The following is a 24703-nucleotide window of genomic DNA, read 5'->3' as shown; positions in this document are numbered from 1 at the left end:
CCGGCTCAACCCTCGCTGTACGACGACAGCCGGGCGAGTGGCGCCAAGTCCAGCCAACCGTAGGCGACCTCGGTCAGGCGGGCGCCGGCGAACGTGATGGGCTGTTCCGCCAAACGACTTCCCCCCAAGCGCTCATAGAACCAGCGGGCGGGGTTGTCGCGCAGCACCCAAACGCAGGCGGAGCGCATGCCTGAACTCATCAGCTCGGTCGCCATGGCGGCCATCAGGCGGCGGCCGTGGCCCTGGTTCTGAGCGTGGTCGTAGAGGTAGATGGCGTAGAATTCACCCTCGTACCCCCGCATGTCGGTGCGCTGGGGCCCGCAGGTGGCGAAGCCCACCACGCCCGTGGCCGGCAGGCCGTCAGCGGCGATGTTCTCCCCCATGGCGACGAAGGTGCGGCGCTGGCGCCCGGCCAGCAAGCCGCGCCAGCGCTGGGCATGCGCCTCCGGCGACAAGCCCACCAGGTAATCGTCAGGCAATTGCCCCGGATAGGTCGTGCGCCAGCTGGCGACATGGACGCGGGCGATGGCCGCGGCGTCCGCCACGGTGGCAGGCCGCACCAAACCGATTTCCGCCGGACCGTGAGCCATGCGCCGCCCCTCGTTCCCGTTACCGTCCCCACCATCCTGCCGCAGAAGCGCGCGCCCCGCCAGAGGGGGACGCGCCAAACGGAACCCAAATGGAACAAGGATGGTGGCGGGAGGACAGTACCGGGCGGCTGGTCAGGCCTCGGCGGCGTCCTCGCCCGCCTGTTCCACCCCTTCCGGCTCATCGGCGGTGGCGGTACCGGCGGCGGCCTCCTTGCGCACCATGACGGCGGCGAAGAAGCCGTCGGTGTCATGGCGGGCCGGGGACAGCGACAGCATGCCGTTGGTGCTGGGCGGGGTGCCCATGCCCTCGGGCCAGGCCTCGGTGATGGGCAGCAGGGTGAAGTCCGGATGGCCGGCCAGGAAGCCGGTCACCTGGTCCTGGTTCTCCTCCGGCAGCAGGGAGCAGGTGGCGTAGACCAGGCGGCCGCCGGGGCGTACCAGGCGGGCGGCGCTGTCCAGGATTTCCGCCTGCAGGGGCAGCAGCTCCGACAGGCCGGGGCCCAGCTGGCGCCAGCGGGCGTCGGGGTTGCGGCGCCAGGTGCCGGTGCCGCTGCACGGCGCGTCCACCACCACGCGGTCGAAGCGGCCCTTGTGCCGCTTCACCCAGGGATCGCGGGCGGACTTGATGGGCCGCGTCTCGATGTTGTGCAGGCCGGCCCGGCGGAACCGCTCCTGCGCCCGCTTCAGCCGGCCGTCCAGCACGTCGCAGGCGACCACCCGGCCCTTGTTGTTCATCATGGCGGCGATGGCCAGCGTCTTGCCGCCGGCGCCGGCGCAGAAGTCCACCACCTGTTGGCCCGGCTGCGGATTGGCGGCGAAGGCCACCAACTGCGAGCCCTCGTCCTGGATTTCCAGCAGGCCGTCCTGGAAGGCCTTCAGCGTGGCGATAGGGAAACGGTTGCGCACCCGGATGCCCAGGGCGGAGATCTTGGTCGGCTCCGCCTGCACGCCGGCCTTGGCCAAGGCCGCCAGCGCCTGCTCCCGCGTGCCCTTCACCGGGTTCACCCGCAGATCCATGGGGGCCACCCCCAGCATGGCCTGCATCTCTGGCACGAAACGTTCGCCCAGGGCATTGCGCAAGGTATCCGCCGCCCAGTCCGGCACCTCCGCCACCACGGCGTCGGGCTGCTGCGGATGATCCAGCGTGTGGGTCTCCAGCGCCTGGATCAGGGCGCGCTCATGCGCCTCCAGCGGCAGGGGCGCGAACTTGCCGCCATTGAAATGCTCCGCCACGGAAGAAGCGCTGCGGCCCCGGGTCAGCAGCTCGTCGGCGATCAGCAGGGCGCGCGCGTCCACCGCCGGCTGGCCCTCTCCACCATAGCCTGACCGGCTCAGCCACCAGTGCAGCCGGGCCCAGCGCCGCAAGATGCCGTAGACCTTCTCGGCCACGTCAGTGCGGTCCTTGGCGCCGATGTAGCGGCGGGCGCGGAAGAAGGCGCTGGCCACGGCATCGGCGGGGCGCGGCGTGGCCAGAACTTCCGTCAGAAGGTCGATGGCCGCCTGCAGGCGGGCGGTCGGGGTCATAAGTACGTTTCCTCAAACGCCGGCGGGCCATCCGGCCCTTGGCTTATCCTCGGTTCCCAGTCCGCTTCGTTCCCCGGAAACCTCCGATGGCTGCGGTCGCAGCCTACAGCGGCATGTGTCTCTCATGCCGCTGCGCAGCGGGGGGGGGGCGGGAACACCGGCCGAAATCAACCCGGACGGTAGTTCGGCGACTCGTTGGTGATCTGGATGTCGTGGACGTGGCTTTCGCGCAGGCCCGCGTTGGTGATGCGCACGAAGCGGCAGTTCTGCTGCATCTCCGGCAGGGTGGCGTTGCCGGTGTAGCCCATGGCCGCGCGCAGGCCGCCCACCAGCTGGTGAATGACGCTGCCCACCGGGCCCTTGTACGGCACGCGGCCTTCCACGCCCTCGGGCACGAGCTTCAGGGTGTTGGTGACCTCGGCCTGGAAGTAGCGGTCGGCGGAACCGCGGGCCATGGCGCCCACCGAGCCCATGCCACGATAGCTCTTGTAGCTGCGGCCCTGGTACAGGATGACCTCGCCCGGGCTTTCGTCCGTGCCGGCGAACATGCTGCCCAGCATGGCGACGTCGGCACCGGCGGCGATGGCCTTGGCCAGGTCGCCGGAATACTTGATGCCGCCGTCGGCGATGACGGGGATGCCGCGCTCACGGCAGGCGTCCACCACGTCCATCACGGCGGTCAGCTGGGGCACGCCCACGCCGGCAACGATGCGGGTGGTGCAGATGGACCCGGGACCGATGCCCACCTTGATGGCGTCCGCGCCGGCGTCGATCAGGGCGCGGGCGGCGTCACCGGTGGCGACGTTGCCGGCGATGACCTGAGTGTAGTTCGATAGGGCGCGGGCGGCGCGCACCTGGTCGGCCACCTTGCTGGAATGGCCATGAGCGGTATCGACCACCAGCACGTCAACCTGGGCATCGAACAGGGCCTCGGCACGGGCCAGGCCGTCCGGGCCGGTGCCGGTGGCGGCGGCCACACGCAGGCGGCCCTTCTCGTCCTTGCAGGCGTTGGGGTGCGACTGCGCCTTCTCGATGTCCTTCACCGTGATCAGGCCGATGCAGCGGTAGCTATCGTCCACCACCAGTAGCTTTTCAATGCGGTTGGTGTGCAGCAGGCGCTTGGCCTCGTCCTTGCCCACCCCCTCACGCACGGTGATCAGGTTCTGGTGCGTCATCAGCTCCGACACGGGCTGGCGCGGGTTGGTGGCGAAGCGCACGTCGCGGTTCGTCAGGATGCCGACCAGCTTGCCGGCGCCACCGTTCTCCACCACCGGGATGCCGGAGATGCGGTAGCGGGCCATCAGGCCCAGGGCGTCAGCCAGGGTCGCGTCGGCCGCGATGGTGATGGGGTTGACCACCATGCCGGACTCGAAACGCTTCACCTTGCGCACTTCCTCGGCCTGGCGCTCGATGTCCATGTTGCGATGGACGACGCCCATGCCGCCGGCCTGGGCCATGGCGATGGCCAGAGCCGATTCCGTCACGGTGTCCATGGCGGCGGACATCAGGGGGATGCCCAGTTCGATGGTCTTGGTCAGCCGCGTGCGGGTGTCCACCTCGGCCGGCATCACACTGGACGCCGCGGGCTCCAGCAGGACGTCGTCGAAGGTCAGGGCTTCACGGATTTGGAGCGCACGGGTCATGAACCATCTCCCTAGGCGGGCCGGCCATGGGACATAGGCGGGCCCGGGCGTCAGATACGGGTATGGGACGACCCGTCCGCCCCCACACATGGGGCCGGCCGCGTCATCCAGGGCTTAAGGTTCGATGCACTATACACGCGCTTGCCCGCTTGTGAACCCACCACATATGGGTCAAATCCGCTATGGCAGACTTGCGCGCGCCTCACCCCTCGCGGGGTGGAAAGGTTAAGGATTTAGTCCTCGCCACCCTCGGCGGCGTCATCGTCGCGCCGGGTGGTGGTGCCGCGGAAGCCGGTGGCGACGACATAGGTTTCCGAGCTGTCGGCCCGGCTGGCCGGTGGCTTGGCGTGGCGCACGACGGCGAAGTCGCGCTTCAGCAGGTCCAGCAGGCTGCGCTCCGCCCCGCCCTGGAACAGCTTGGCCACAAAGGCGCCGCCGGGGGCCAGCACCTCGGCCGCGAAGGCATAGGCCGCGTCGGCCAGGGCCATGATGCGCAGGTGGTCGGTCTTGGGATGGCCCGTGGTGGGTGCCGCCATGTCGGACAGCACCACGTCTGCCGGGCCGCCCAGGGCCGCCTTCAGCTGGTCCGGCGCCTCGGGCAGCAGGAAGTCCATCTGCATGGTGATGGCGCCGGGCACGTCCTCCATGCCCAGGATGTCCAGGCCCACGACCTTGGCGCCGCGCACCTTCTCCACCGCCACCTGGGTCCAGCCGCCAGGCGCGGCACCCAGGTCCACCACGCGGGTGCCGGGCTTCAGCAGGTAATACTTCTCATCCAGCTGCAACAGCTTGAAGGCCGCGCGGGAGCGATAGCCGCGCTTCTTGGCCTCCGCCACATAGGGATCGTTCAGCTGGCGCTCCAGCCAGCGGGCAGAGGAGACGGAGCGCTTGGCCGCCGTCTTCACACGCACGGTCAGGCCGCGACCGCTGAGTTGGCTACCCGTGCCTTTGGACTTGGTCATGGTGAACACCCGGTTTGGCGGACCGGGCCCACGGCCCCGTCATCTCTCGACATCGATTCGAAGCGGCGCATATTGGTGCCGGCGCCGCCAAAGGCAAGTGAAACCTCAACCTCTCCCGCGCGTGGCAGCCATCAACTCGGTGAGAATGCCCTCGCGCACACCCCGGTCGGCAATGCGCAAATTCTCCACCGGCCAGCGCTCCCAGATGGCTTCCAGCACGGCGCAGCCGGCGATGACCAGGTCGGCCCGGTCATGGCCGATGCAGGGATGGGCGGAGCGGCCGGCATAATCCAGGCACAGCAGCGACTTGCTGATAGCCCGCGCCTCGTCCAGCCCCAGCCAGGAGCCGTCGACCTGCGACCGGTCATAGCGGGTCAGGCCCAGGCGGATGCCGGCCAGGGTGGTGACGGTGCCGGACGTGCCCAGCATCTGCACCCGGCCGGCCGCCACCTCGCGCCGGATATCGTTGCGGGCGTCGAAGTCGGCCAGGGCGGCGCCCACCGTGTCCACCATGCCGCGATAGGCCTCGGGCAGCACGCGGTCGCCACCGAAGGTCTCCGTCAGGCTGACGACGCCCTGGGGCACGGAGACCTGGTCGATCAGGGTGGGCCGGCCCCGGTTGAAGGACAGCCACATGATTTCGGTGGAGCCGCCGCCGATGTCGAACACCAGGGCGCGGGGGATGCGGCGGTTCAGCAGCGCGGCGCAACCGGCCAGCGCCAGCCGCGCCTCCTCCTCCGCCGAGATGATCTCGATGCGGATGCCGGTCTCTTCCGCCACGCGGTCGATGAATGTGCCGCAGTTGGCGGCGCGGCGGCAGGCCTCCGTCGCCACGGCGCGCACGTCGGTGACGCCGCGCCGGCGCATCTTGTTGCCGCAGATCTTCAGCGCCGCCACGGTGCGGGCCATGGCCTCATCCGACAGGGCGTTGGTGCGGCTGAGCCCCTCCCCCAGCCGCACGATGCGGGAGAAGGCGTCGATGATGCGAAAGCCCTCCCGCCCCGGGCGGGCGATCAACAGGCGGCAGTTGTTGGTGCCAAGGTCCAAGGCGGCCAGAACCGGCCGCCGCACAGGCTCACCCGGGCCAGCGCCCCGGGGGGCGCGGGTTTCCGGTAGGGGCTGAACGCCCGTCTCACTCATCGCCGAACCAGCCTTTTCCTTCACACCCAGCGGACATGCCCATCAGGCACGGCCATTGGGTACGCCCCTCGGGGGCATCACCGCCGCCAGGCCGGCACCCGGTCAGCCGCCCTGGACCGGATGGTCTTCGGGGGCGCCCCGGCGCCGCTGCGGCACACGGGTATCACTCTAGACTATGAGAGCGCCGCCGCACCACCACCCTCGCGCACGCGTCTGCGCCCCGCAATTCGACCATGGATGGGCCTTGCATCCCCACCTCGCCTCACCGTTCCCCGGCGCGCGCGCCGCTGCCGCATGTTCCGCCGCTTGCCCCGCCCCCTTGGCCCCGCCCCCTTGGCCCAGCCCCCTTGGCCCCGCCCCCTTGGCCCCGCCCCCTTGGCCCCGCCCCCTTGGCCCCGCCCCCTTGGCCCCGCCCCCTTGGCCCCGCCCCCTTGGCCCCGCCCCTGACCGAACCGTCAAAAAATTTCCAAGAAAGGGCTACACATCCCCAAAGAGGGGTGTTATAAGCCGCGCCGTCCGACGGACATGGTGGCGAGCGCCGCCGCGTTCGTTCTGCTGGGGGATCGTCTAGCGGTAGGACTACGGACTCTGACTCCGTCAACCTTGGTTCGAATCCAAGTCCCCCAGCCAATTTCTTCCGCGACAGCTCCGCTTGCCTGAGCACCGGCGCCGATCCAGGCGCCATCGCGGCCCGTCCTGCTGGGGGATCGTCTAGCGGTAGGACTACGGACTCTGACTCCGTCAACCTTGGTTCGAATCCAAGTCCCCCAGCCAAACGGCTCCAGCGTCCTTCCTCCCCGTTGACATCCGGCGGCGTTCGACGTTTTCTCAATGCCAGTGCGCATTGGGGCGCCACCTGTCCGCGGCAAGGGGGCTTGGCCTCCACCCAGTCGGTTTCGACCGTACCTCACATTTCCCTTCTTCCGGCCCCATGAAGCGGACATCGGGCGTTTTTCGGAAGGAAGGTCCCATGTCTTCCCGCACCCTATCTGATCGCACCACCATCGATGGCCTGCGCCGCGAGGCCAAGCGCTGGCTGAAGGCCATCGCCGCCGGCGACGCCGCCGCCGTGCGTTTCCTCACCGTCTTCCCGGGGCATGCCGCGGCGCCCAGGCTGCGCGAGGTGCAGCACGCGCTGGCGCGTGAGCATGGCTTCCCCACCTGGGCCGCCCTGACGCAGGAACTGGCGGACCGCGCCCGCACCATGGAACAGCGCGTGCGCCTGTTCCTGGAAAAGGCGGTCAACCGCTACGGCACCGATCCCGCCACCCGGAAATGGGGTGACTATGAGCGCGATGGCGGCAGCCGGGGTGCTGTCGCCGCCCGCCTGCTGGCGCGGCATCCGGAGATCGCGCGGGCCAGCATACATACCGCCGTGGTGGCGCATGACCTGGACGCGGTGCGTGGTTTCCTGGACAAGGACCCCGGCCTGGCGCACGACCGCAGCGACTTCGACGGCTGGACGCCCCTGGCCCATTTGGCCTATGCGCGCCTGCCGCTGGAAACCGTGGAGCCCAACGCGCTGGTCCTCGCCACCCTGCTGCTGGACGCCGGCGCCGATCCGGACGCCGGCTGGTCGGACAGCCCCGAGTTCACGCCCCTGGTCGGGGTCATCGGCGACGGTGAGGGCGGCCAGGCGCCCCACCCGCAGGCCGAGGCGTTCGCCCGCCTGCTGATCGATCGTGGCGCCGACCCGCTGGCCGCGCAGGCGCTGTACAACACCTCGCTGCGGGAGGATTCCACGGCCTGGCTGGAATTCCTGTGGGCGGAATCGGCCAAGCGGGGGGAGACGGAAAGGTGGACCGGCCCCGCGCCCCAAGCCCTGGGCGGAGAAAAATCCCGTAGCGCCGTCGCCTATCTGCTGGGCAACGCGGTGGCCAGCAACCACCTGCGCCGCGCGGAATGGCTGCTGGAGCATGGCGCCAGGGCGGACGACATCAACTTCTACTCCCGCCAGCCGATCATGAAGCATGCCGTCATGGGTGGCCATGCCGCCATGGTGGACCTGTTGGTGCGGCATGGCGCGCCGCGTCCTAATTTGACCGAGGACGAGGTGTTCGTGGCCGCCGTCGCCACCGGCGATGCCGCCACCCTGCGCCGGCTGGCCACGGCGCATCCGGAGTTCCTGCGGGCCATCGCCCCGGTGAAGGTCGCCCTCGACACCGGCCGCACCGATATGGTGGAGGTCCTGCTGGACCTGGGCATGTCGCCCGACGTGGCCGACGACCACAACTGCCGCGCCCTGCATTTCGCCGCCCATGCCGGTGCGGTGGCGGTGGCGCGGCTGCTGATCGCCCGGGGCGCGGAGGTCGATCCCTTCGACGGGCGCTATGGCGGCAGCCCCCTCACCCACGCCGTCTATCATGGGCAATGGGAGATGGTGGACTTCCTGGCCGGGCACAGCCGCAATTTCCGGGGGCTATGCTTCGCCGGCAAGGTTGATCGGCTGCGCACGCTGCTGACCGAGGAGCCTGACCGCGCCAACCGGCAGGACCGGCCGGGCGAGCCCGCCCTGTTCTGCCTGCCGGATAACCAGGAGACGTCGGTGGAATTGGCGGAATTGCTGCTGTCCTTCGGCGCCGACCCCACCTATCGCAACCCCCTGGGCCAAACCCCGGCCGAGGCCGCCCGCCGCCGGGGCCTGGATGACGCCGCCGATGTGATCGAGATGGCGGCGGAGGGGTGGACCCTTCGCTAGAATGGTATCCTCTTCCCGCCGGTGGTGGCAGCCGATGCGCCTTCCCGTTCTGATCCTCTGCCTGGTCTTGGCGATGCCCGCGGCGACAATCGCCCGGCCGTCGCCCTGGCCGGGCGGCGCGCCCGAGGTCGACCCCGGACAGGACTTCTTCCGCCACGCCAATGGCGGCTGGCTGGACGAGGTGGCCATACCGCCGGATCGCCCCGGCTATTCCACCGCCACCCAGCTCACCGAAACCGCCGAAGCCCGGGTGCACGAGCTGCTGGAGGGCGCCGCCCAGGCGGGGGCGTCGGCGGACGGCGAGACAGCGCAGGTGGGCGCCTACTATGCCGCCTTCATGGATGAGGCGCGGGTGCAATCGCTGGGCGGGCGCCCCCTGCGCCCAGACCTGATGCGGCTGCGCCTGGCCGCCACCCGCACGGCGCTGGCGGAGGTGATGGGCCAGGCCAACGCCAGCTTGCACGGTTCGTGGTTCCAGCTGTCGGTGGATCGGGACAGCCGCGACGCCACGCGCCATGCCCTGTACCTGGGCCAGGGTGGGCTGGGTGGCCTGGACCGGGCCTTTTACATGGAGGCTGGCAACGCGCCCCGGCGCGCGGCCTATCGCGCCTACATCGCCCGGCTGCTGACCCTGGCGGGGTGGCCGCAGGCGGATTCGCGGGCCGAGGACGTCCTGGCGCTGGAAACGAAGATCGCCGCCGCCAGCTGGACCCCGGCGCAACAGCGGGACGAACGTGCCATCTACAACCCCATGGCGCCGGCGCAGCTGGCACGCATGGCGCCCGGCTTCCCCTGGACGGCGTATCTCGCGGCTGCCGGCCTGGCCGGCGTGGATCGCATCGTGGTGGTCGAGCGGACCGCCGTGCCGGTCCTGGCACACCTGTTCGCCGTCACGCCCCTGCCGGTGCTGCGCGCCTGGGCCGCCTTCCATCTGGTGGACAACGCGGCGCCGTTCCTGGCCAAGGAGTATGCCGACGCCTGGTTCGACCTGCATGGCCGTACGGTGGAGGGCAAGAAGGCACCGCCGCCCCGCTGGCGCCAGGCCCTGGCCCAGGTGTCGGGCGGCGGCTGGAAGGACATGGCCCACAGCCGGGGCGCCCTGGGCGACGCGGTGGGGCGGCTTTATACCGCCCGCTGGTTCGATCACGCGGCGCAGGCGACGCTGGCCGCGCTGGTCAACCGGATCAAGGCCACGGTGAAGGAGCGCATCGCCGCCTCCGCCTGGATGTCGGGGCAAGCCAAGGCCGAGGCGACGCGCAAGGTGGACGCCTACCGCGTCCTGATCGGCGCGCCGGCCACGGGCGACCGGTACGACGGTCTGGTCATGCGCAGGGACGACCTGTACGGCGATGTGGTGCGGGCCACGGCCTTCACCTGGGAGCAGGACCAGCGCCGGTTGGCACAGCCGGTGGACCCGCAGGCATGGGCCATCACACCGCAGACGGTGAACGCCTACAACGACGGCGCGGCCATGACGGTGGTGTTCACCGCCGCCCTGCTGCAGCCGCCCGCCTTTGACGCCAAGGCCGACCTCGCGGTCATTTACGGTGGCATCGGGGCCATCATCGGGCATGAGCTGACCCATGCCTTCGACGACCAGGGCCGCCTGTTCGACGCGGCCGGTCATGCCCGGGATTGGTGGACCAAGGCGGATACCGCCCGCTTCACGGCGCTGGCCGACCGCCTGGTCAGCCTTTACGGTGCCTGCCAGGTGGCGCCCGGACTGACAGTCAATGGCCGCCTGACCCTGGGGGAAAACCTGGCGGACGTGGGCGGCCTGCAGCTGGCCTTTGAGGCCTACCACGCCGCCCTGGCGGAGGGGGAGGCACCCGTGGTCAACGGCCTGACGGGTGACCAGCGCTTCTTCCTGGGGTTCGCGCAGCTGCGCCGGGGCAAGCGCCGGCCGGAAGCCCTGCGCAACGACGTCGCCAACGATCCCCACACCCCGGACGCCTGCCGCGTGAACCAGGCCGTGCGCAACCTCGACGGCTGGTACCAGGCCTTTGGCGTGGGGCCGGGCGCCCCCTTGTATCTGCGGCCGGAAGACAGGGTGCGGATCTGGTAGGCGCTCACAGCCGCGAGAAATCGAAGCGCGGGCGGAAGCCCAGCACGGTGGCGGCGCGGCCGGCGTCGTACACCCGGTCCAGCCGCGCCGGCAGCGGCCAGCCCCGGCGGTCGAACAGGGCCGCCACCCGGGGCAGGCGGGCGCGGATCAGGCCCGCCGCATCCGTCGCCAGCGCCCCGGCATCCTCCCGCCGGAAAGGCGTCAGGGCGGAGATGAGGAAGGTGCCGGGGACGGTGCCCGCCGCCGCGTGCACATGGGCCGCCGCCGCGTCGGCCATGCTGAGCCCCCGGTGCAGGCGATGGGCGGCACGCACCGGCGCGGCCTCGCGGAAACAGCGGGCGATGCGCAGGATCGCCAGGCCCCGGGCGAAGCGGGGACTGGCCTGCGCGCACAGATCCTCAGCCGCCCGCTTGGTCTCGTCATAGATGTCGCGCGGCCGAACGGGCGCCTGCTCATCCACCCAGACCAGGCCGCCCGGCGGCGGCACCAAGCTATGACCGTAGAGGGAGGTGGTGGAGGTGTAGACGACGCGCCCCACCCCGGCCTCGGCCGCCAGGCGCAGCAGCGTCGCCGTCGCCTGGACGTTCACCCGGTGGAAGTCGGCGTCCGGCAGCCGCCCCACCTGGGGCGCGTGCAGCGCCGCGACGTGGATGACGGCGTCCTGGCCCTCCACCGCCCGTGCCAGCACGTCGGCATCCGCCACGTCGGCCTGGATGTGTGTGGTGGCGCCCGCCCGGATGTCCAGCCCCGTCACCGCCCAACCGTGCGCCTGCCCCTGGCGCACGACGGCGGCGCCCAGCGGGCCGGAGGAACCTGTGACCAGGATGCGCATGGGCCCCTCACAGCAAAGCGGGGGACAGGTTTCCCCGTCCCCCGCTTTTACACCAATTGTGCCGGACGCGCTCAGCGCCGCCAGGCGATGACCGTCTGTTGCTGCGTGCCCAGCAGGTCGGAACCCAGGCGCATGACGTCGCCAGCCTTCAGGAACACCGGCTCCGGCTTCACGCCCATGCCCACGCCCGGCGGGGTGCCGGTGGTGATCAGGTCGCCCGGCTGCAGGGTGACGAAGCGGCTGATGTAGCTGACCAGCGTCGCCACGCCGAAGATCATGGTGCCGGTGTTGCCGGTCTGGCGGCGGGCGCCGTTCACGTCCAGCCACAGGTCGATGTTCTGCGGATCGGCGATCTCATCGGCCGTCACCAGCCAGGGACCGACGGGGCCGAAGGTGTCGCAGCCCTTGCCCTTGTCCCAGGTGCCGCCGCGCTCGATCTGGTACTCACGCTCCGACACGTCGTTGACCAGGACATAGCCGGCGACGTGGCTGAGCGCGTCGGCCTCGTCGACATAGCGGGCGGTCTTGCCGATGACGATGCCCAGCTCCACCTCCCAGTCGCTCTTCACGCTGTCCTGGGGCAGCATGACGTCGTCATTGGGGCCGTTCAGGCAGCTGATGGCCTTGGTGAACAGCACCGGCTCCTTCGGCAGGGGCAGGTTGGATTCAGCGGCATGGTCGGCGTAGTTCAGGCCCACGGCCAGGAACTTGGGCGTCCCGGTGTAGGGCACGCCCAGGCGCGGGCTGCCGGACACGACGGGCAGGCTGGCGATGTCCAGCGCCGCCAGGGCGGCCAAGCCCTCGGCCGACAGCTGGGCGGGGCCGATGTCGGCCACATGGCCCGAGAGGTCGCGGATCTGGCCGGCGGCGTCCAGCAGGCCGGGTTTCTCCTGGCCCACCGGGCCGTAACGCAGCAGCTTCATGGGAAGTCCTGTCCCTGATTAGAAAGGCGCTCTGTTAGCGGTCGCAGTTTTCTTCCAATCTGACACCGCTGGCAACGCCGATCCTTTCATGGCGCCCCCCGCGTTACTGCCCGTTGCGGATATAATCCGCCAAACCCAGCGCCAGATGATCGTACAGCAGACGCACGCGCCGGCTGGACTTCAGATCCGGATGCATGACCAGCCAGGTGTCGAGGTCGAAGCCCAGGGTGCCGGGCAGCAGGTGCACCAGGTCAGGGTCGCGCCGCCCCAGCCCCACCTGGCAGATGCCGATGCCGAAACCGGCGCGGATGGCGGCCAGCTGGGCCACGTCGCTGTCGGCGCGGAAGGCGAAATGCTCCCGTCCGAAATACCGCCCCCGGGCGCGCAGGCTGCGGATGATAGCCGTTTCGGTATCGAAACCGATCAGGCTGTGGTTGGCCAGATCGTCCCAGCAGGCCGGGGTGCCGTGCGTTTCCAGATAATCGCGGTGGGCATGAAGCCCCAGCGCGATGACGCCCAGGTGCCGGGCCACCAGCGCGCCCTGCGTGGGGCGCACCATGCGGACGGCGATGTCGGCGTCGCGTCGCAGCAGGTCCTCCGTCTCATTGGACAGGGACAGCTCAATCGCCACCTTGGGATGGTCGCGGCGGAAGGCGGCCAGGATGGGGGGCAGCACCTCCACCCCCACCACCACGCTGGCCGTGACACGCACGCTGCCCGCCACCTCATCGGCCGGGCCCGACGCCGCGCGCAGCAGGGCGGCCGCGGCGGCGGCCATCACCTCGGCATGGGCGCGAAGCTCCAGTGCCGTTTCGGTCGGCGTCAGGCCCTGGGGGGAGCGGGTGAACAGGGTGGCGCCCAGCGCGCGCTCCAGCTCCTCCACATGGCGGCCGACGCTGGGCTGGGTCAGCCCCAGCGCGCGCCCCGCCGCCGACAGGCTGCCCTCGCGCAGCACCGCCAGGAAGGAGCGGTAGAGTTCCCAGCCGGGTTCGGATCTGGTCATAAATTTATGTATATCAATCCAAAGATATTGCGCAATTCCGTTTAGCTGTCCGCGCCCTCACCTTCCTGGCATCGCAACCGCTGCGGACGGAGGATGAGATGGCGCGGACGAACGGCAAGACGGTTCTGGTGATCGGGGCCAAGGGCGGCGTGGGGGGCGCGGTGGCGGCCCGCCTGCTGGCCGATGGCTGGACGGTGAAGGCCCTGGCGCGGGGCCAGGCCACGCGGCCCGATCTGGCCGCCGCCCAATGGATCCAGGGCGACGCCATGAACGCCGCCGACGTGGCCCGGGCCGCCGCCGGCGCCGATGTCATCGTCCATGCCGTGAACCCACCGGGCTACAAGGACTGGGACAAGCTGGTGCTGCCCATGATGGACAACACCATCGCCGCCGCCAAGGCCGTGGGCGCCCGTATCGTCCTGCCGGGCACGGTGTACAACTACGGCCCCGACGCCCAGCCCGACCTGACCGAGGAGTCGCCGCAGAACCCCGTCACGGTGAAAGGCGGCATCCGCGTGGCCATGGAGCGGCGCCTGCGCCAGGCCTCGACCGAGGGTGCCCGCGTCCTGATCCTGCGCTGTGGCGACTTCTTCGGGCCCCATGCCGGCAACAACTGGTTCGGCCAGGGGCTGGTGAAACCGGGCAAGGCGGTGACGTCCATTCCCTACCCCGGCCCGCACGCCGTCGGCCACGCCTGGGCCTATCTGCCCGACGTGGCGGAAACGGTGGCCCGCCTGCTGGCGCGGGAAGGCGACCTGGCGGCGTTCGAGACCTTCCACTTCGGTGGCCACTGGCTGGAGGCCGGGGTGGAGATGGCGGCATCCATCCAGCGGGTGGTGGTGGCGCGGGGCGGCGCGCGGCCGGCCATCACGGCCTTCCCCTGGTGGCTGGTGACCCTGGCCTCCCCTTTCGTCACCGTGTTCCGCGAAATGCGGGAGATGCGTTACTTGTGGCAGCGGCCGGTGCGGCTGGAGAACGCCAAGCTCCAGGCTTTCCTGGGGGCCGAACCCCATACGCCGCTGGACGTGGCGGTGGCCGCCGCCCTGACGGCCGCGGGCTGCGTGCCGACGTGACGCAGGGTCCGGGCTGGACAAACGTACCTGCTTCCACCATCAAATTTTTATTGGATACAAAATCCATGGGCAGGAGCAGGGAATGAAAAAGATGGCAGGAGCGAAATGGGCGGCGGCGTTGGCCGCGGTGCTGATGACGGGCGTGGCGGCCCAAGGCTGGGCCGAGGACAAGAAGGACAAGGGCGGCGAAGACGCGCCCAAGCCGGGCAAGATCGCCGAGCAGATCGAGGCGGCCACCGCCCGCGCGCCCATCGCGGAGACGGCCAAGAGCAGCGCCCACAGCGTCACCATCCGGGGCAAGAGCATCCGCTACCAGGCGACCGCCGGCACCCTGACCATCCGGGACGACAACGGCAAGCCGACCGCCAGCGTGTTCTACGTCGCCTACACCGCCGACGGCGCGCCGGCGACCAAGCGGCCCGTGACCTTCCTCTACAATGGCGGCCCAGGCTCGGCCAGCCTGTGGATGCACATGGGGCTGGGGCCGGTGCGCGTGCGCACCAGCGCGCCGGACAACACGCCGCCGGCGCCCTACGTCTATTCCGCCAATGAGGACAGCATCCTGGACAAGACCGACCTGGTCTTCATCGATGCCGTCGGCACCGGCTATTCCCGCCCGCTGGGCGACGCCAAGGACAAGGATTTCTGGGGCGTGGACCAGGACGTGGATGCCTTCGCCCGCGCCATCAACCGCTACGTCACCATCAACAACCGTTGGAACTCGCCCAAATTCCTGTTCGGCGAGTCCTACGGCACCACCCGCTCCTCCGCCCTGGCCAACCGGCTGCAGCAGGACGGCATGGATCTGAACGGCGTCGTGCTGCTGTCGTCCATCCTGAACTACGGCATCCGCCAGCCGGGCTTCGACAACATCTTCATCTCGTACCTGCCCAGCTACGCCGCCACCGCCTGGTACCACAACCGCATCGCCAACAAGCCCGCCGACCTGGCGGCCTTCCTGCAGAAGGTACGGGACTACGCGCGCGGCCCCTACACCGTGGCCCTGGCCAAGGGCCAGGACATCACCCCGGAGGAAGAGGACGCTGTCGCCAAGCAGCTGTCGGCCTACACCGGCCTGCCGGTTCCCTTCCTGAAGCAGGCCAAGCTGCGCGTCAGCCTGCAGCGCTTCCGCAAGGAACTGCTGCGTGACGAGGCCAAGACGGTGGGCCGCCTGGACAGCCGCTTCCTGGGCGTGGACATCGATTCCGCCGGCGAGGGGCCGGAGTACGACGCCTCCTCCAACGCGGTCACCAGCGCCTTTATCTCCAGCCAGCGCGCCTACATCAACGGCGACCTGGGCTACAAGACCGACCTGGACTACCGCCGCAGCGCCGACGGCGCCATCGGCCAGTGGGACTGGCACCACAAGATTGAGAACCGGCGGATGGAGATGCCGGACGTGGCCCTGGACCTGGCCCAGGCCATGCGCCAGAACCCACACCTGCAGCTGCTGTCGCTGAACGGCTGGTACGACATGGCCACCCCGTTCTTCGGCACGGAATACGACATCGGCCACATGCAGCTGGAACCGGCGCAGCGGAAGAACGTGACGTTCAAGTATTACCCCTCGGGCCACATGGTGTACCTGAACCCCGACGCCTTGAAGCAGATGGTGGCCGACCTGGACGCCTTCTACGACAAGGCAGCGCCAGCCGCCCCGTAAGGCTTCCCAAGCGCCGGGACCAGCCAGCGGCATGGGAGCCATGCCGCTGGTAGCCCGCGACTGCGGGCGCCGGAGCGAGCACCGCAGGGCGCAGCGAGGAAGCCAAGCCAGCGGATGCTGGCGCCCGGCGCATGAGGGAACACTAAAATAAGGTCACGATGTCGCCCCCCAAGCAACGGGCTGGACAGCGGGCTTGTCATCAAACATCAAACAATTTGATGACAACCCGCAATAGGGAGCTGGGGATGCGTAAGACGATCGTGGCGTTGACGGCGATGCTGCTAACCTCCGTCGCCGTGGCCGGATGGGCTGCAAATGGGCCGGACGACAAGAAGGACAAGGGCGGCGACGATGACGCGCCCAAGGGCAAGGTGGCGGAACAGATCGAGGCGGCCACCGCCCGCGCACCCGTGACCGAGACGGCCAAGACCACGTCGCACACCGTCACCATCAAGGGCAAGAGCATCCGCTATCAGGCGACGGCCGGCACCCTGACCATCCGCGACAATGACGGCAAGCCCACGGCCAGCGTCTTTTACGTCGCCTACACGGCCGAGGGCGCGCCGGCGGCCAAGCGGCCGGTGACCTTCCTCTATAACGGCGGCCCCGGCTCAGCCAGCCTGTGGCTGCACATGGGGTCATTCGGGCCCATCCGCGTGCGCACGGCCAGCCCGGATAACAACGCCCCGGCGCCCTACAATTTCACCGCCAACGACGACAGCCTGCTGGACAAGACCGACCTGGTGTTCATCGACGCCATCGGCACCGGCTATTCCCGTCCCCTGGGTGAGGCCAAGGGCAAGGATTTCTGGGGCGTGGACCAGGACGTGGACGGCTTCGCCCGCGCCATCAGCCGCTATGTCAGCCTCAACAACCGCTGGAACTCGCCCAAATTCCTGTTCGGGGAGTCCTACGGCACCACGCGGTCGGCGGCCCTGTCCAATCGGCTGCAGCAGGACGGCATGGACCTGAACGGCGTCATCCTGCTGTCGTCCATCCTGAACTACGGCATCCTGCAGCCGGGCTATGACGAGGGCTACATCGCCTTCCTGCCCAGCTACGCCGCCACCGCCTGGTACCACAACCGCATCCCGAACAAGCCGGCCGACCTGGCCGCCTTCGTGCAGCAGGCCCGCGTCTTCGCGCGCGGCCCCTATGCCGCCGCCCTGGCCAAGGGCCAGACCATATCGGCGGAGGAAGAGGACGCGGTGGCCAAGCAGCTGGCCACCTTCACCGGCCTGTCCCCGGACTACCTGAAGCGCGCCAAGCTGCGCATCGACCTGTTCCGCTTCCAGAAGGAGCTGCTGCGCGACAAGCGGCAGACCGTGGGCCGCTTCGACAGCCGCTTCCTGGGCGTGGACACGGACGCCGCCGGCGAGGGGCCGGAGTACGACCCGTCCGACAGCGCCATCAACAGCGCCTTCATCTCCAGCCTGCGCGCCTACCTGGCCGGCGACCTGGGCTATAAGACGGACCTGGAATACCGCGCCGGGTCCGACGAGGCCAACGACCAGTGGGACTGGCACCACAAGGTGCCGAACGTCGGCAAGCTGGAAGTGCCGGACGTGGCCCTGGACCTCAGCCTGGCCATGCGCCAGAACCCGCACCTGCAGTTGCTGTCGCTGAACGGCTACTACGACATGGCGACACCGTTCTTCAACACGGAGTACGACATCAACCACATGGCGCTGGAACCGGCGCAGCGGAAGAACGTGACGTTCAAGTACTATCCGTCCGGGCACATGATCTACCTGAACCCGGATGCGCTGAAGCAGCTGGTCGCCGACCTGGACGCCTTCTACGATAAGGCTACCTCGGGCGGCGCATAAGGGCGGTCCGCTTTATCCTGGCCCAACAGGTACTTGCCCGGTGATGGGCTTGGCCCCATCTTCGGTCCATTCCGCCGCCGGCGTCCCCGGGATGCCGGCGGCCAACAACGATTGGGGTAAGCGATGCGCGCTGCCGTTCTGGCATTGACCGTGATCCTGGGCACAACCTCCCTCACGGCGGCGGCCCCGCCCCCGCCGGCCACCAGCCCGGCCGCCCCCCTGATCGAGCGCGCCAAATTCTTCGGCAACCCCAGCCGCACCCAAGGCAAGCTGAGCCCCGACGGCAAGTGGCTGTCCTGGATCGCGCCGCGCGACGGCGTGCTGAACATCTGGGTGGCCCCCGCCAGCGACCCCACCAAGGCCAAGGCCCTGACGGCGGAGAAGACCCGCCCCATCCGCCAGCATTTCTGGTCCCCCGACGCCAAGATGATCCTGTTCGTCAACGACAAGGGCGGGGATGAGAATTTCGTCCTTTACGGCGTCACCGTCGCCACCGGCGCACAGCGCACCCTGACGCCGCAGGAAAAGACGCGCGTCGACATCATCGGCACCAGCCACCACATCAAGGACCGCATCCTGGTTGGCCTGAACAACCGCGATCCCAAATGGTTCGACGTCTACAGCCTGGACTTGGCTAAGGGCACCCTGAGCCTGGTGTTCAAGAACGAGGGGTATGCCGGCGTCACGGCAGACGAGAACCTCAAGATTCGGCTGGTCGGCAAATCCCGTTCCGATGGCGGAACCGACTTCTTCCGCGTGACCGACAATAAGGTTGAAGCCCAGCCGCTGGGTGCGGTCGGGCTGGACGACAGCCTGACCACCAACCCCCTGGGCTATACCGAGGACGGCAAAACCCTGTATTGGATCGACAGCCGCGGCCGCGACACCGCCGCCCTGATCGCCCAGGACGCCGCCACCGGCGCCACCCGGGTGGTGGGCCAGAGCGCCAAGGCCGATGTGGGCGACATCCTGGCCGATCCCAAGACGGGGGTGGTCCAGGCCTATGCCGTCGACTACCTGCGCACGGAATGGACGGCGCTGGATTCCAAGATCGGCGCGGAACTGGACTTCCTGAAGACCCAATTGAAGGGCGATATCCATGTCACCAGCCGCACCGACGACGACGCCGCCTGGATCGTGGTGGTGGACCCGGTCACAGCGCCGGCGGCAACGTATCGCTTCGACCGCAAGGCCCACACCCTGACCAAGCTGTTCGTGAACCGGCCGGAGCTGGAAGGCGCCGACCTCGCCGCCATGCACCCGGTGGAGATCAAGGCGCGCGACGGCCTGACGCTGGTGTCATACCTCACCCTGCCGGCGGGCAGCGACGGCAAGGGCGATGGGCATCCCGACCAGCCCCTGCCCATGGTGCTGTTCGTGCATGGCGGTCCTTGGGCGCGCGACGGTTACGGCTACAACGGCTATCACCAGTGGCTGGCCAACCGGGGCTATGCCGTGCTGTCGGTCAACTATCGTGGCTCCACCGGCTTCGGGAAGAACTTCATCACCGCCGGCAACCTGCAATGGGGCCGCAAGATGCATGACGACCTGATCGACGCCGTCGACTGGGCGGTCAAGCAGGGCATCACCACCAGGGACAAGGTGGCCATCATGGGCGGGTCCTACGGCGGCTATGCCACCCTGGCCGGCCTGACCTTCACCCCCGACGCCTTCGCCTGCGGCGTGGACATCGTGGGCCCCAGCAACCTGGCCACCCTGCTGAAGACCATCCCGCCCTATTGGGAAGCGGGCAAGCAGCAGTTCTACAAGCGCATGGGCGACCCCACGACGGAGGACGGCCGCCAGTTGCTGCACGACGCCTCCCCCCTCTTCAAGGCGGCGGATATCAAGAAGCCGCTGCTGATCGGCCAGGGCGCCAACGATCCCCGCGTCAACCAGGCGGAGTCGGACCAGATCGTGAAGGCGATGAAGGAAAAGAACATCCCCGTCACCTACATCCTGTTCCCCGACGAGGGCCACGGCTTCGCCCGGCCCGAAAACAGCATCGCCTTCAACGCCGCCGCCGAACAGTTCCTGGGCGCCTGCCTGGGCGGCCGGGCGGAGCCCTTCGGCGCCGCCTTCAAGGGCTCCAGCATCACCGTGCCCGACGGGGCGCAGTTCACGCCGGGACTGCAGGCGGCGCTGGCGGCCAAGTAAGCGTGTAACGGGACAAGTAATGGGGCAAGGGGGGGGGTGATGGGTATGGCGGGGGGGTGGGCGCGGGCGCATCGGGTGGGCATGGCGGCGGCCCTGCTTCTTTTGCTATCCCTGCCGGCCCTATCCTTGCCGGCGGCGGCGCAAACCGCCACCGACACGCCCGCCACAGCCGACAGCCCGCCGACCGTCACCATCACCGGCAACCGCTTCACCGTCGAGACGCTGACCCGGGCGACGGAAGGTTTCGTCCTGGATCACGGCCACCCCTCCCCCCGGTTGAACCAGCTGACCCGGTGGGAACGTCCCGTCTGTCCGGAGGCGATCAACGTGCCGGCCGACGTGGCCGCCTTCCTCACCACCCGCATCAGGACGGTGGCGGCCCAAGTGGGAGCGCCGACCCGGGATGGCTGCAAGCGTGATATCGAGATCATCTTCTCCGACACGCCCCAGGCCGTGATGGATGCCGTCGCGGACAAACGCTCATTCTTGCTGGGCTATCACTTCGTCAACCAGACCAAGGCGTTGAGCAAGGTCACCCAGGCCATCCAGGCATGGTATGTGACCGCCGTGCGCGACGGCGCGGTCACCGTGGTGGACGACCCGTATTACGCCTCGGGCATGCATTCCGACGATCCCTTGAAGGACCAGTTCCACGGCAACGGCGGCAGCCGGCTGTCCCACGACATGGCCAGCGTCTTCGACAATATCGTCGTCATCGTGGACACCACCAAGATCGAGGGGGAGACGTTCGGCAGCCTGGCCGATTACCTGGCCATGCTGGTCCTGGCCCAGCCCGCCAGCGCCGTGGGCCAATGCAATCCCCTGCCCAGCATCCTGAGCCTGTTCTCCGACGCCTGCCCGTCGGCACAGCGGGTCCGGTCGCTGAGCCCGGCGGACAAGGCCTATCTGGAGGGGCTCTATTCCGTCGCCCCGGACGCGGTCGGCAACCTGCAGCGCGCCACCATCGCCACCCACATGCTGGACAGCCTCAAGACCAGCATCCTCGCCGCGGATGGCGGGACACCCGCGGCGAAATAAGGCTCCGACTCAAAATGGATGCGGGAAACTCGACCTGCTCCAGGCCCGCGCCATCGGCGCCGGATGATCTGCCGATCACCACGTTGCGTCAGAACCCAAAGGGCGCCCTGAGCTTGATCGCGCTTAACAGCCTGACAATCGGCAGGAATTGTATTGAGCGCAGGGTTCCGGCCGCTGCCAACCGGGACCCTGCTCTTCTGTCAGTAAGCGCTCAACAGTTCATCGTGCGTCATCGGCTAATCCACCATGCCTCTTCGGATCTTCAAAACGGCTTTCGCGAACTCGCCCGGCGCCTCCTGCGGGACATTGTGCCCGACAGACAGACTTCGATGTTCGTGTGGGCCCGTGAACAAATAGGCATGATCAGCCGTTCCGCCGGGCTTCAGCGGATCGGCAGTCCCATCGATGGTGATCGACGGAACGATTATAGGAGGATGTTGCGCTAGTCGGTCCTCCAGCGGTTGCAGCAGCGGATCGCCGCGTTCATTGCCATGCATGATGCGATATGCGCTTATTACGATGTCCACGAAGTCCGGATTGTCGAAGGCCGCGGCCGTCCGCTCGAAGGTCTCCTCATCGAACGCCCAATTGGGGGACCATTCACGCCATAAGGTGCGGCCGATGTCAGCCCGGCTCTTCTGCAGGCACATCCGTCCACGTTCCGTCTGGAAGAGGTGCTGATACCAGCACACGCGTTCTAGCGACACCTCGACGGGAGACCTCTGCTTCTCAACGTCGATCACGTCGTAACCCGCATAAGAGACGAGCCCTCCCACCTGATCCGGCCAGAGGGCAGCGGCCACGCAGCACGCGTTACCGCCCCAATCGAAGCCTCCTAAAATCGGCCGCGCAAGTCCAAGGGCGCTCGAAAACTGAATCACGTCGAGCGCGCGGGCAGCTTGCTGCCCATTTCGCCTCGTCTCGTCGGATAGAAAGCGTGTTGGACCGTACCCACGTACATAAGGTCGGAGTACTCTCGCCCCCTCAGCCGCGAGAATTCCAGCGTCGGCCTCGAAAGCATGGACGTCATATGGATAGCCGTGGACCAGTATAACTGGCCAGCCGTCTGACGGGCCGTCCTCCAGATATGCTATCCGCAAAAACTCTGTATCGACTGTTTTCGTCGCCTGCTGCTTCATGGTGCAACCTCAACCGCTTGTTATTACGGCAAGTGTCACGCATTAGAATCGCAATCGCTCATCTGCGCTTTACTTACACAAAGGAAACTCACGGCGAGCCTCCAGGTTCGCATGAACAGCGTTTCTCTACCGGACCGCGGCCTCCCAATGGCCATTGACCCGGGCGAAGCCGACCGGGCCGGAAATCGGCGCGACCAGATAAGACCCGCGACGTCCTCAGCGTATATGGCTGCACTCAACCAACCGGCATGACCGCACCGCCGTCCCCGCCAAAAGCGCCTAACGATTTTGTTAAAATTGCTTGCCCTATTGGCGGCGATGCCAGCCCCCTTGCCGGCCCAGGCTACGGAAGCGATGGAGGCCGCCATGGACACGACGGCCGCCGCCACCGCCTGGAAAGGCTCTATTCCGTCGCCCCGGACGCGGTCGGCAGCCTGCAGCGCGCCACCATCGCCACCCACATGCTGGACAGCCTCAAGACCAGCGTCCTCGCCCCGGACGGCGGGACACCGGCGGCGAAATAATCCACGCCGATTCACCCCCGCATCCGGCGCGTCTTTGAGTCAAACGACTTTTACCGCGTCAGCGGGTTGATGCTGGATAGACGGCGATAGAGCTGAACGCGCGACGGTCATGCGCGGGAACGGCCGTGATCTGGGGATAGAGCGTGGTTGCGGCGCGGATGCGCGCGATGGCCGTCTGTATTTCGGCGCGATTTTCGCCAATCAGGAACCGCATCATCCAAGGCTTTTCCGCTGGCCGCGTCAGCCCTTCCATCTGCCAAACGAGATCACCGACAAAGGCATAGCGCTTGCCCGAGGGCAGGTTGACGAAGACGACGACCGAGTCCGGCGTATGGCCGGGCGCCGGTACGATCACGACCGAGCCGTCGCCGTAGACGTCATGGCTGCTTGGGAAACCGAGATAGGCACCGCCGTCGAAGCGATAGGCCTGATAGGTGACCCCGTGGAAGCTGTTGAGCACCTCGGTGCCCTCACCATGCGAGCCGATAAAGCGCTGGCCGGCATCGTCCACCAGTACGGGTATGCCGTGGAAATCATCCACGCCGCTGATGTGGTCCCAGTGTGCATGGGTTGGAATGATCGCGGTAATCGTGTCGGCCTGCACCCCGGCCAACTGATCGATGATGGGCGTGCCAAGGTGGTGAGGCGACTGTTGGAGCGATGGCAGCAGTTTGAGTTGCTGCTCGACATTCCGCCCGAACCCCGTGTCGATCAGCAGGTTTCCCTTGGGATGCCGCACGAGGACGCCGCTCGCGGCGAATGCGCGCTTCTCACTCCACGAACCGCCCCGAAATGCCAACGCCGCGGGGGTTTCGTATGTTCCTGTCGGCATCGCGCTGATCGACATGGCCGCCGGAGGTGTGGCTGGCGGCAGCGCCCCGACATCGACTTGCGGCACGTCGAGCCGGATCGGAGCGAAAGTCCAGGCGAACCAAAGCAGCGCCCCCAAGAGCGGTATCGCGAGCCCGATCAGCGTGCTGTTGATCGGGCGGCGACGCATCCGCGCCAAGAGCGCGTTCCCGCCTTCGATAGCCTGGGCCATTGATCTGCCTTTCGTGTAACAATAACGCACATTATCGCCATAACGGTAATGACGACTATCGTTAGGAGTCAACACGCATGAGGGATTGGTCCCCCGATCATCCGAGAGCGAAAGTGATGGCGCGTAAGCGCGCTGCGATCGTGGCGGCCGCCGAGCAGGCGTTCGTGCGGGACGGCTACGCCGGCAGCGGAATGGAGAGCATCGCCCGGGAGGCTGGCGTTTCAATCATGACGCTGTACCGCCATGCTCGAACCAAAGACGATCTCTTCGCCGCGATAATGGAAAGCGCGTGCCATCCGGTCGATATGGAAGAGTCGGTCAAGATCGAGGAGGCTTTGAAGAAGCCGCTCGTGGACATTCTTCTCTTTATCGGCGTGATGTTCCAGGAGCGCATTCGCGGCGCGAAGACGACCAACCTGCTCCGGGTCGTCATGACCGAGATACGGCGATTTCCGCACCTTGGTGCATTGGCGTACGATGGCCTGATCAACGCGCACGTCGAAAGGCTGGACTCTTTTCTGTCAACTCGGGCCGAGACGTCCGGTATGCCAGCGGAGCGACGGCGCCAGATCGGCCATGATTTCTTTGAGCGGTTGGTCGGTCTCGATGACTATCGTGTGCTACTTGGGCTGCCGGCTCCGTCGGAGCAGGACATGCGCAGGCGGGCGGAACTGGCCGCCCGGGAAGCTGTTGCGGAGCTGGGGAGGGAGCAACCCACTCCCAATCCGCACGAACTTTGAGGCGCCAATCCCTTCCTGACCTGATCGGTCCCGAGCGCCGGTTCATCCCCGCCCCTGTCAAAAGCGCCTAACGATCCTGTTAAAATCGATATTGCGATCGTTTCTCATTATCAGTATC

18 protein-coding genes and 2 tRNA genes are annotated in these 24703 nt (G+C 68.0%); 10 read left to right on the top strand and 10 right to left on the bottom strand.

Annotation, left to right across the window (positions count from 1 at the left end):
• Nucleotides 1-5: 5 nt before the first annotated feature.
• The 5 genes from FBZ88_RS02845 to FBZ88_RS02825 all read right to left on the bottom strand — a co-directional run bounded on the left by FBZ88_RS02845 (nt 6) and on the right by FBZ88_RS02825 (nt 5859).
• Nucleotides 6-590, bottom strand: coding sequence for a GNAT family N-acetyltransferase (locus tag FBZ88_RS02845; protein WP_088871076.1), 585 nt, complete (start codon nt 588-590; stop codon nt 6-8).
• Nucleotides 591-722: 132 nt separating this feature from the next.
• On the bottom strand, nt 723-2114 hold the full coding sequence (locus FBZ88_RS02840; RefSeq protein ID WP_145615350.1) for an RsmB/NOP family class I SAM-dependent RNA methyltransferase: 1392 nt from the start codon (nt 2112-2114) through the stop codon (nt 723-725).
• A 167-nt stretch (nt 2115-2281) separates the two neighbouring features.
• Nucleotides 2282-3757, bottom strand: a complete 1476-nt coding sequence (gene guaB, locus FBZ88_RS02835) for an IMP dehydrogenase (protein ID WP_145615349.1) — start codon at nt 3755-3757, stop codon at nt 2282-2284.
• Between the two features lie 233 nt (nt 3758-3990).
• The gene (locus FBZ88_RS02830; RefSeq protein ID WP_145615348.1) at nt 3991-4719 is read right to left on the bottom strand and encodes an RlmE family RNA methyltransferase; all 729 of its coding nucleotides are present in this window, start codon (nt 4717-4719) and stop codon (nt 3991-3993) included.
• A 105-nt stretch (nt 4720-4824) separates the two neighbouring features.
• On the bottom strand, nt 4825-5859 hold the full coding sequence (locus FBZ88_RS02825) for a Ppx/GppA phosphatase family protein (protein WP_145615347.1): 1035 nt from the start codon (nt 5857-5859) through the stop codon (nt 4825-4827).
• Between the two features lie 556 nt (nt 5860-6415).
• Here FBZ88_RS02825 and FBZ88_RS02820 point away from each other — a divergent pair.
• From FBZ88_RS02820 to FBZ88_RS02805, 4 genes are all read left to right on the top strand, one after another.
• Nucleotides 6416-6489, top strand: a tRNA-Gln gene (locus tag FBZ88_RS02820).
• A 70-nt stretch (nt 6490-6559) separates the two neighbouring features.
• Nucleotides 6560-6633: transfer RNA gene (locus FBZ88_RS02815), tRNA-Gln, on the top strand.
• Nucleotides 6634-6829: 196 nt separating this feature from the next.
• The gene (locus tag FBZ88_RS02810) at nt 6830-8557 is read left to right on the top strand and encodes an ankyrin repeat domain-containing protein (protein WP_186464173.1); all 1728 of its coding nucleotides are present in this window, start codon (nt 6830-6832) and stop codon (nt 8555-8557) included.
• A 34-nt stretch (nt 8558-8591) separates the two neighbouring features.
• Nucleotides 8592-10622, top strand: a complete 2031-nt coding sequence (locus FBZ88_RS02805; RefSeq protein ID WP_186464172.1) for a M13 family metallopeptidase — start codon at nt 8592-8594, stop codon at nt 10620-10622.
• A 4-nt stretch (nt 10623-10626) separates the two neighbouring features.
• Here the strand turns inward: FBZ88_RS02805 and FBZ88_RS02800 are convergent, their stop codons facing one another.
• The 3 genes from FBZ88_RS02800 to FBZ88_RS02790 form a co-directional block, all read right to left on the bottom strand.
• Nucleotides 10627-11454, bottom strand: coding sequence for an NAD-dependent epimerase/dehydratase family protein (locus FBZ88_RS02800; protein WP_088871069.1), 828 nt, complete (start codon nt 11452-11454; stop codon nt 10627-10629).
• A 71-nt stretch (nt 11455-11525) separates the two neighbouring features.
• Entirely contained in the window at nt 11526-12377 is an 852-nt protein-coding gene (locus tag FBZ88_RS02795; RefSeq protein ID WP_088871068.1) for a 2,4-didehydro-3-deoxy-L-rhamnonate hydrolase, read from the bottom strand.
• A gap of 103 nt (nt 12378-12480) precedes the next feature.
• On the bottom strand, nt 12481-13380 hold the full coding sequence (locus tag FBZ88_RS02790; RefSeq protein WP_145615344.1) for a LysR family transcriptional regulator: 900 nt from the start codon (nt 13378-13380) through the stop codon (nt 12481-12483).
• A 98-nt stretch (nt 13381-13478) separates the two neighbouring features.
• Here FBZ88_RS02790 and FBZ88_RS02785 point away from each other — a divergent pair, with 98 nt between their 5' ends.
• The 5 genes from FBZ88_RS02785 (at nt 13479) to FBZ88_RS02765 (ending at nt 21140) form a co-directional block, all read left to right on the top strand.
• Nucleotides 13479-14453, top strand: coding sequence for an NAD-dependent epimerase/dehydratase family protein (locus FBZ88_RS02785; RefSeq protein ID WP_145615343.1), 975 nt, complete (start codon nt 13479-13481; stop codon nt 14451-14453).
• Between the two features lie 82 nt (nt 14454-14535).
• Nucleotides 14536-16116: a S10 family peptidase gene (locus FBZ88_RS02780; protein WP_145615342.1), complete on the top strand. Its 1581-nt coding sequence runs from the start codon at nt 14536-14538 to the stop codon at nt 16114-16116.
• 245 nt (nt 16117-16361) lie between these two features.
• Entirely contained in the window at nt 16362-17945 is a 1584-nt protein-coding gene (locus FBZ88_RS02775; RefSeq protein WP_145615341.1) for a S10 family peptidase, read from the top strand.
• Between the two features lie 123 nt (nt 17946-18068).
• A complete protein-coding gene (locus FBZ88_RS02770; RefSeq protein ID WP_145615340.1) occupies nt 18069-20102 on the top strand; it encodes a S9 family peptidase in 2034 nt (677 codons plus the stop codon).
• A 39-nt stretch (nt 20103-20141) separates the two neighbouring features.
• The gene (locus FBZ88_RS02765) at nt 20142-21140 is read left to right on the top strand and encodes a hypothetical protein (RefSeq protein ID WP_145615339.1); all 999 of its coding nucleotides are present in this window, start codon (nt 20142-20144) and stop codon (nt 21138-21140) included.
• Nucleotides 21141-21376: 236 nt separating this feature from the next.
• Here the strand turns inward: FBZ88_RS02765 and FBZ88_RS02760 are convergent, their stop codons facing one another.
• Nucleotides 21377-22279, bottom strand: coding sequence for an alpha/beta fold hydrolase (locus tag FBZ88_RS02760; RefSeq protein WP_145615338.1), 903 nt, complete (start codon nt 22277-22279; stop codon nt 21377-21379).
• Nucleotides 22280-22861: 582 nt separating this feature from the next.
• Nucleotides 22862-23845 (bottom strand): MBL fold metallo-hydrolase, encoded by a 984-nt coding sequence (locus tag FBZ88_RS02755; RefSeq protein WP_145615337.1) that lies wholly within the window; start codon nt 23843-23845, stop codon nt 22862-22864.
• 116 nt (nt 23846-23961) lie between these two features.
• Here FBZ88_RS02755 and FBZ88_RS02750 point away from each other — a divergent pair, with 116 nt between their 5' ends.
• Nucleotides 23962-24585 (top strand): TetR/AcrR family transcriptional regulator, encoded by a 624-nt coding sequence (locus FBZ88_RS02750; RefSeq protein WP_186464171.1) that lies wholly within the window; start codon nt 23962-23964, stop codon nt 24583-24585.
• The last annotated feature ends 118 nt before the right edge of the window (nt 24586-24703 follow it).

This window comes from Nitrospirillum bahiense (genome assembly GCF_007828025.1).
Classification (GTDB): domain Bacteria; phylum Pseudomonadota; class Alphaproteobacteria; order Azospirillales; family Azospirillaceae; genus Nitrospirillum; species Nitrospirillum amazonense.
This window is presented reverse-complemented; position numbering and strand designations above follow the sequence as displayed.

Bases quoted from the DNA above. Each gene is read 5' to 3' on its own strand.
- FBZ88_RS02845 (WP_088871076.1), bottom strand. From the start codon at position 590: ATGGCTCACGGTCCGGCGGAAATCGGTTTGGTGCGGCCTGCCACCGTG.
- FBZ88_RS02755 (WP_145615337.1), bottom strand. From the start codon at position 23,845: ATGGCCCAGGCTATCGAAGGCGGGAACGCGCTCTTGGCGCGGATGCGT.
- FBZ88_RS02825 (WP_145615347.1), bottom strand. From the start codon at position 5,859: ATGAGTGAGACGGGCGTTCAGCCCCTACCGGAAACCCGCGCCCCCCGG.
- FBZ88_RS02765 (WP_145615339.1), top strand. From the start codon at position 20,142: ATGGGTATGGCGGGGGGGTGGGCGCGGGCGCATCGGGTGGGCATGGCG.
- FBZ88_RS02750 (WP_186464171.1), top strand. From the start codon at position 23,962: ATGGCGCGTAAGCGCGCTGCGATCGTGGCGGCCGCCGAGCAGGCGTTC.
- FBZ88_RS02805 (WP_186464172.1), top strand. From the start codon at position 8,592: ATGCGCCTTCCCGTTCTGATCCTCTGCCTGGTCTTGGCGATGCCCGCG.
- FBZ88_RS02840 (WP_145615350.1), bottom strand. From the start codon at position 2,114: ATGACCCCGACCGCCCGCCTGCAGGCGGCCATCGACCTTCTGACGGAA.
- FBZ88_RS02830 (WP_145615348.1), bottom strand. From the start codon at position 4,719: ATGACCAAGTCCAAAGGCACGGGTAGCCAACTCAGCGGTCGCGGCCTG.
- FBZ88_RS02770 (WP_145615340.1), top strand. From the start codon at position 18,069: ATGCGCGCTGCCGTTCTGGCATTGACCGTGATCCTGGGCACAACCTCC.
- guaB (WP_145615349.1), bottom strand. From the start codon at position 3,757: ATGACCCGTGCGCTCCAAATCCGTGAAGCCCTGACCTTCGACGACGTC.
- FBZ88_RS02810 (WP_186464173.1), top strand. From the start codon at position 6,830: ATGTCTTCCCGCACCCTATCTGATCGCACCACCATCGATGGCCTGCGC.
- FBZ88_RS02795 (WP_088871068.1), bottom strand. From the start codon at position 12,377: ATGAAGCTGCTGCGTTACGGCCCGGTGGGCCAGGAGAAACCCGGCCTG.
- FBZ88_RS02800 (WP_088871069.1), bottom strand. From the start codon at position 11,454: ATGCGCATCCTGGTCACAGGTTCCTCCGGCCCGCTGGGCGCCGCCGTC.
- FBZ88_RS02760 (WP_145615338.1), bottom strand. From the start codon at position 22,279: ATGAAGCAGCAGGCGACGAAAACAGTCGATACAGAGTTTTTGCGGATA.
- FBZ88_RS02775 (WP_145615341.1), top strand. From the start codon at position 16,362: ATGCGTAAGACGATCGTGGCGTTGACGGCGATGCTGCTAACCTCCGTC.
- FBZ88_RS02785 (WP_145615343.1), top strand. From the start codon at position 13,479: ATGGCGCGGACGAACGGCAAGACGGTTCTGGTGATCGGGGCCAAGGGC.
- FBZ88_RS02790 (WP_145615344.1), bottom strand. From the start codon at position 13,380: ATGACCAGATCCGAACCCGGCTGGGAACTCTACCGCTCCTTCCTGGCG.
- FBZ88_RS02780 (WP_145615342.1), top strand. From the start codon at position 14,536: ATGAAAAAGATGGCAGGAGCGAAATGGGCGGCGGCGTTGGCCGCGGTG.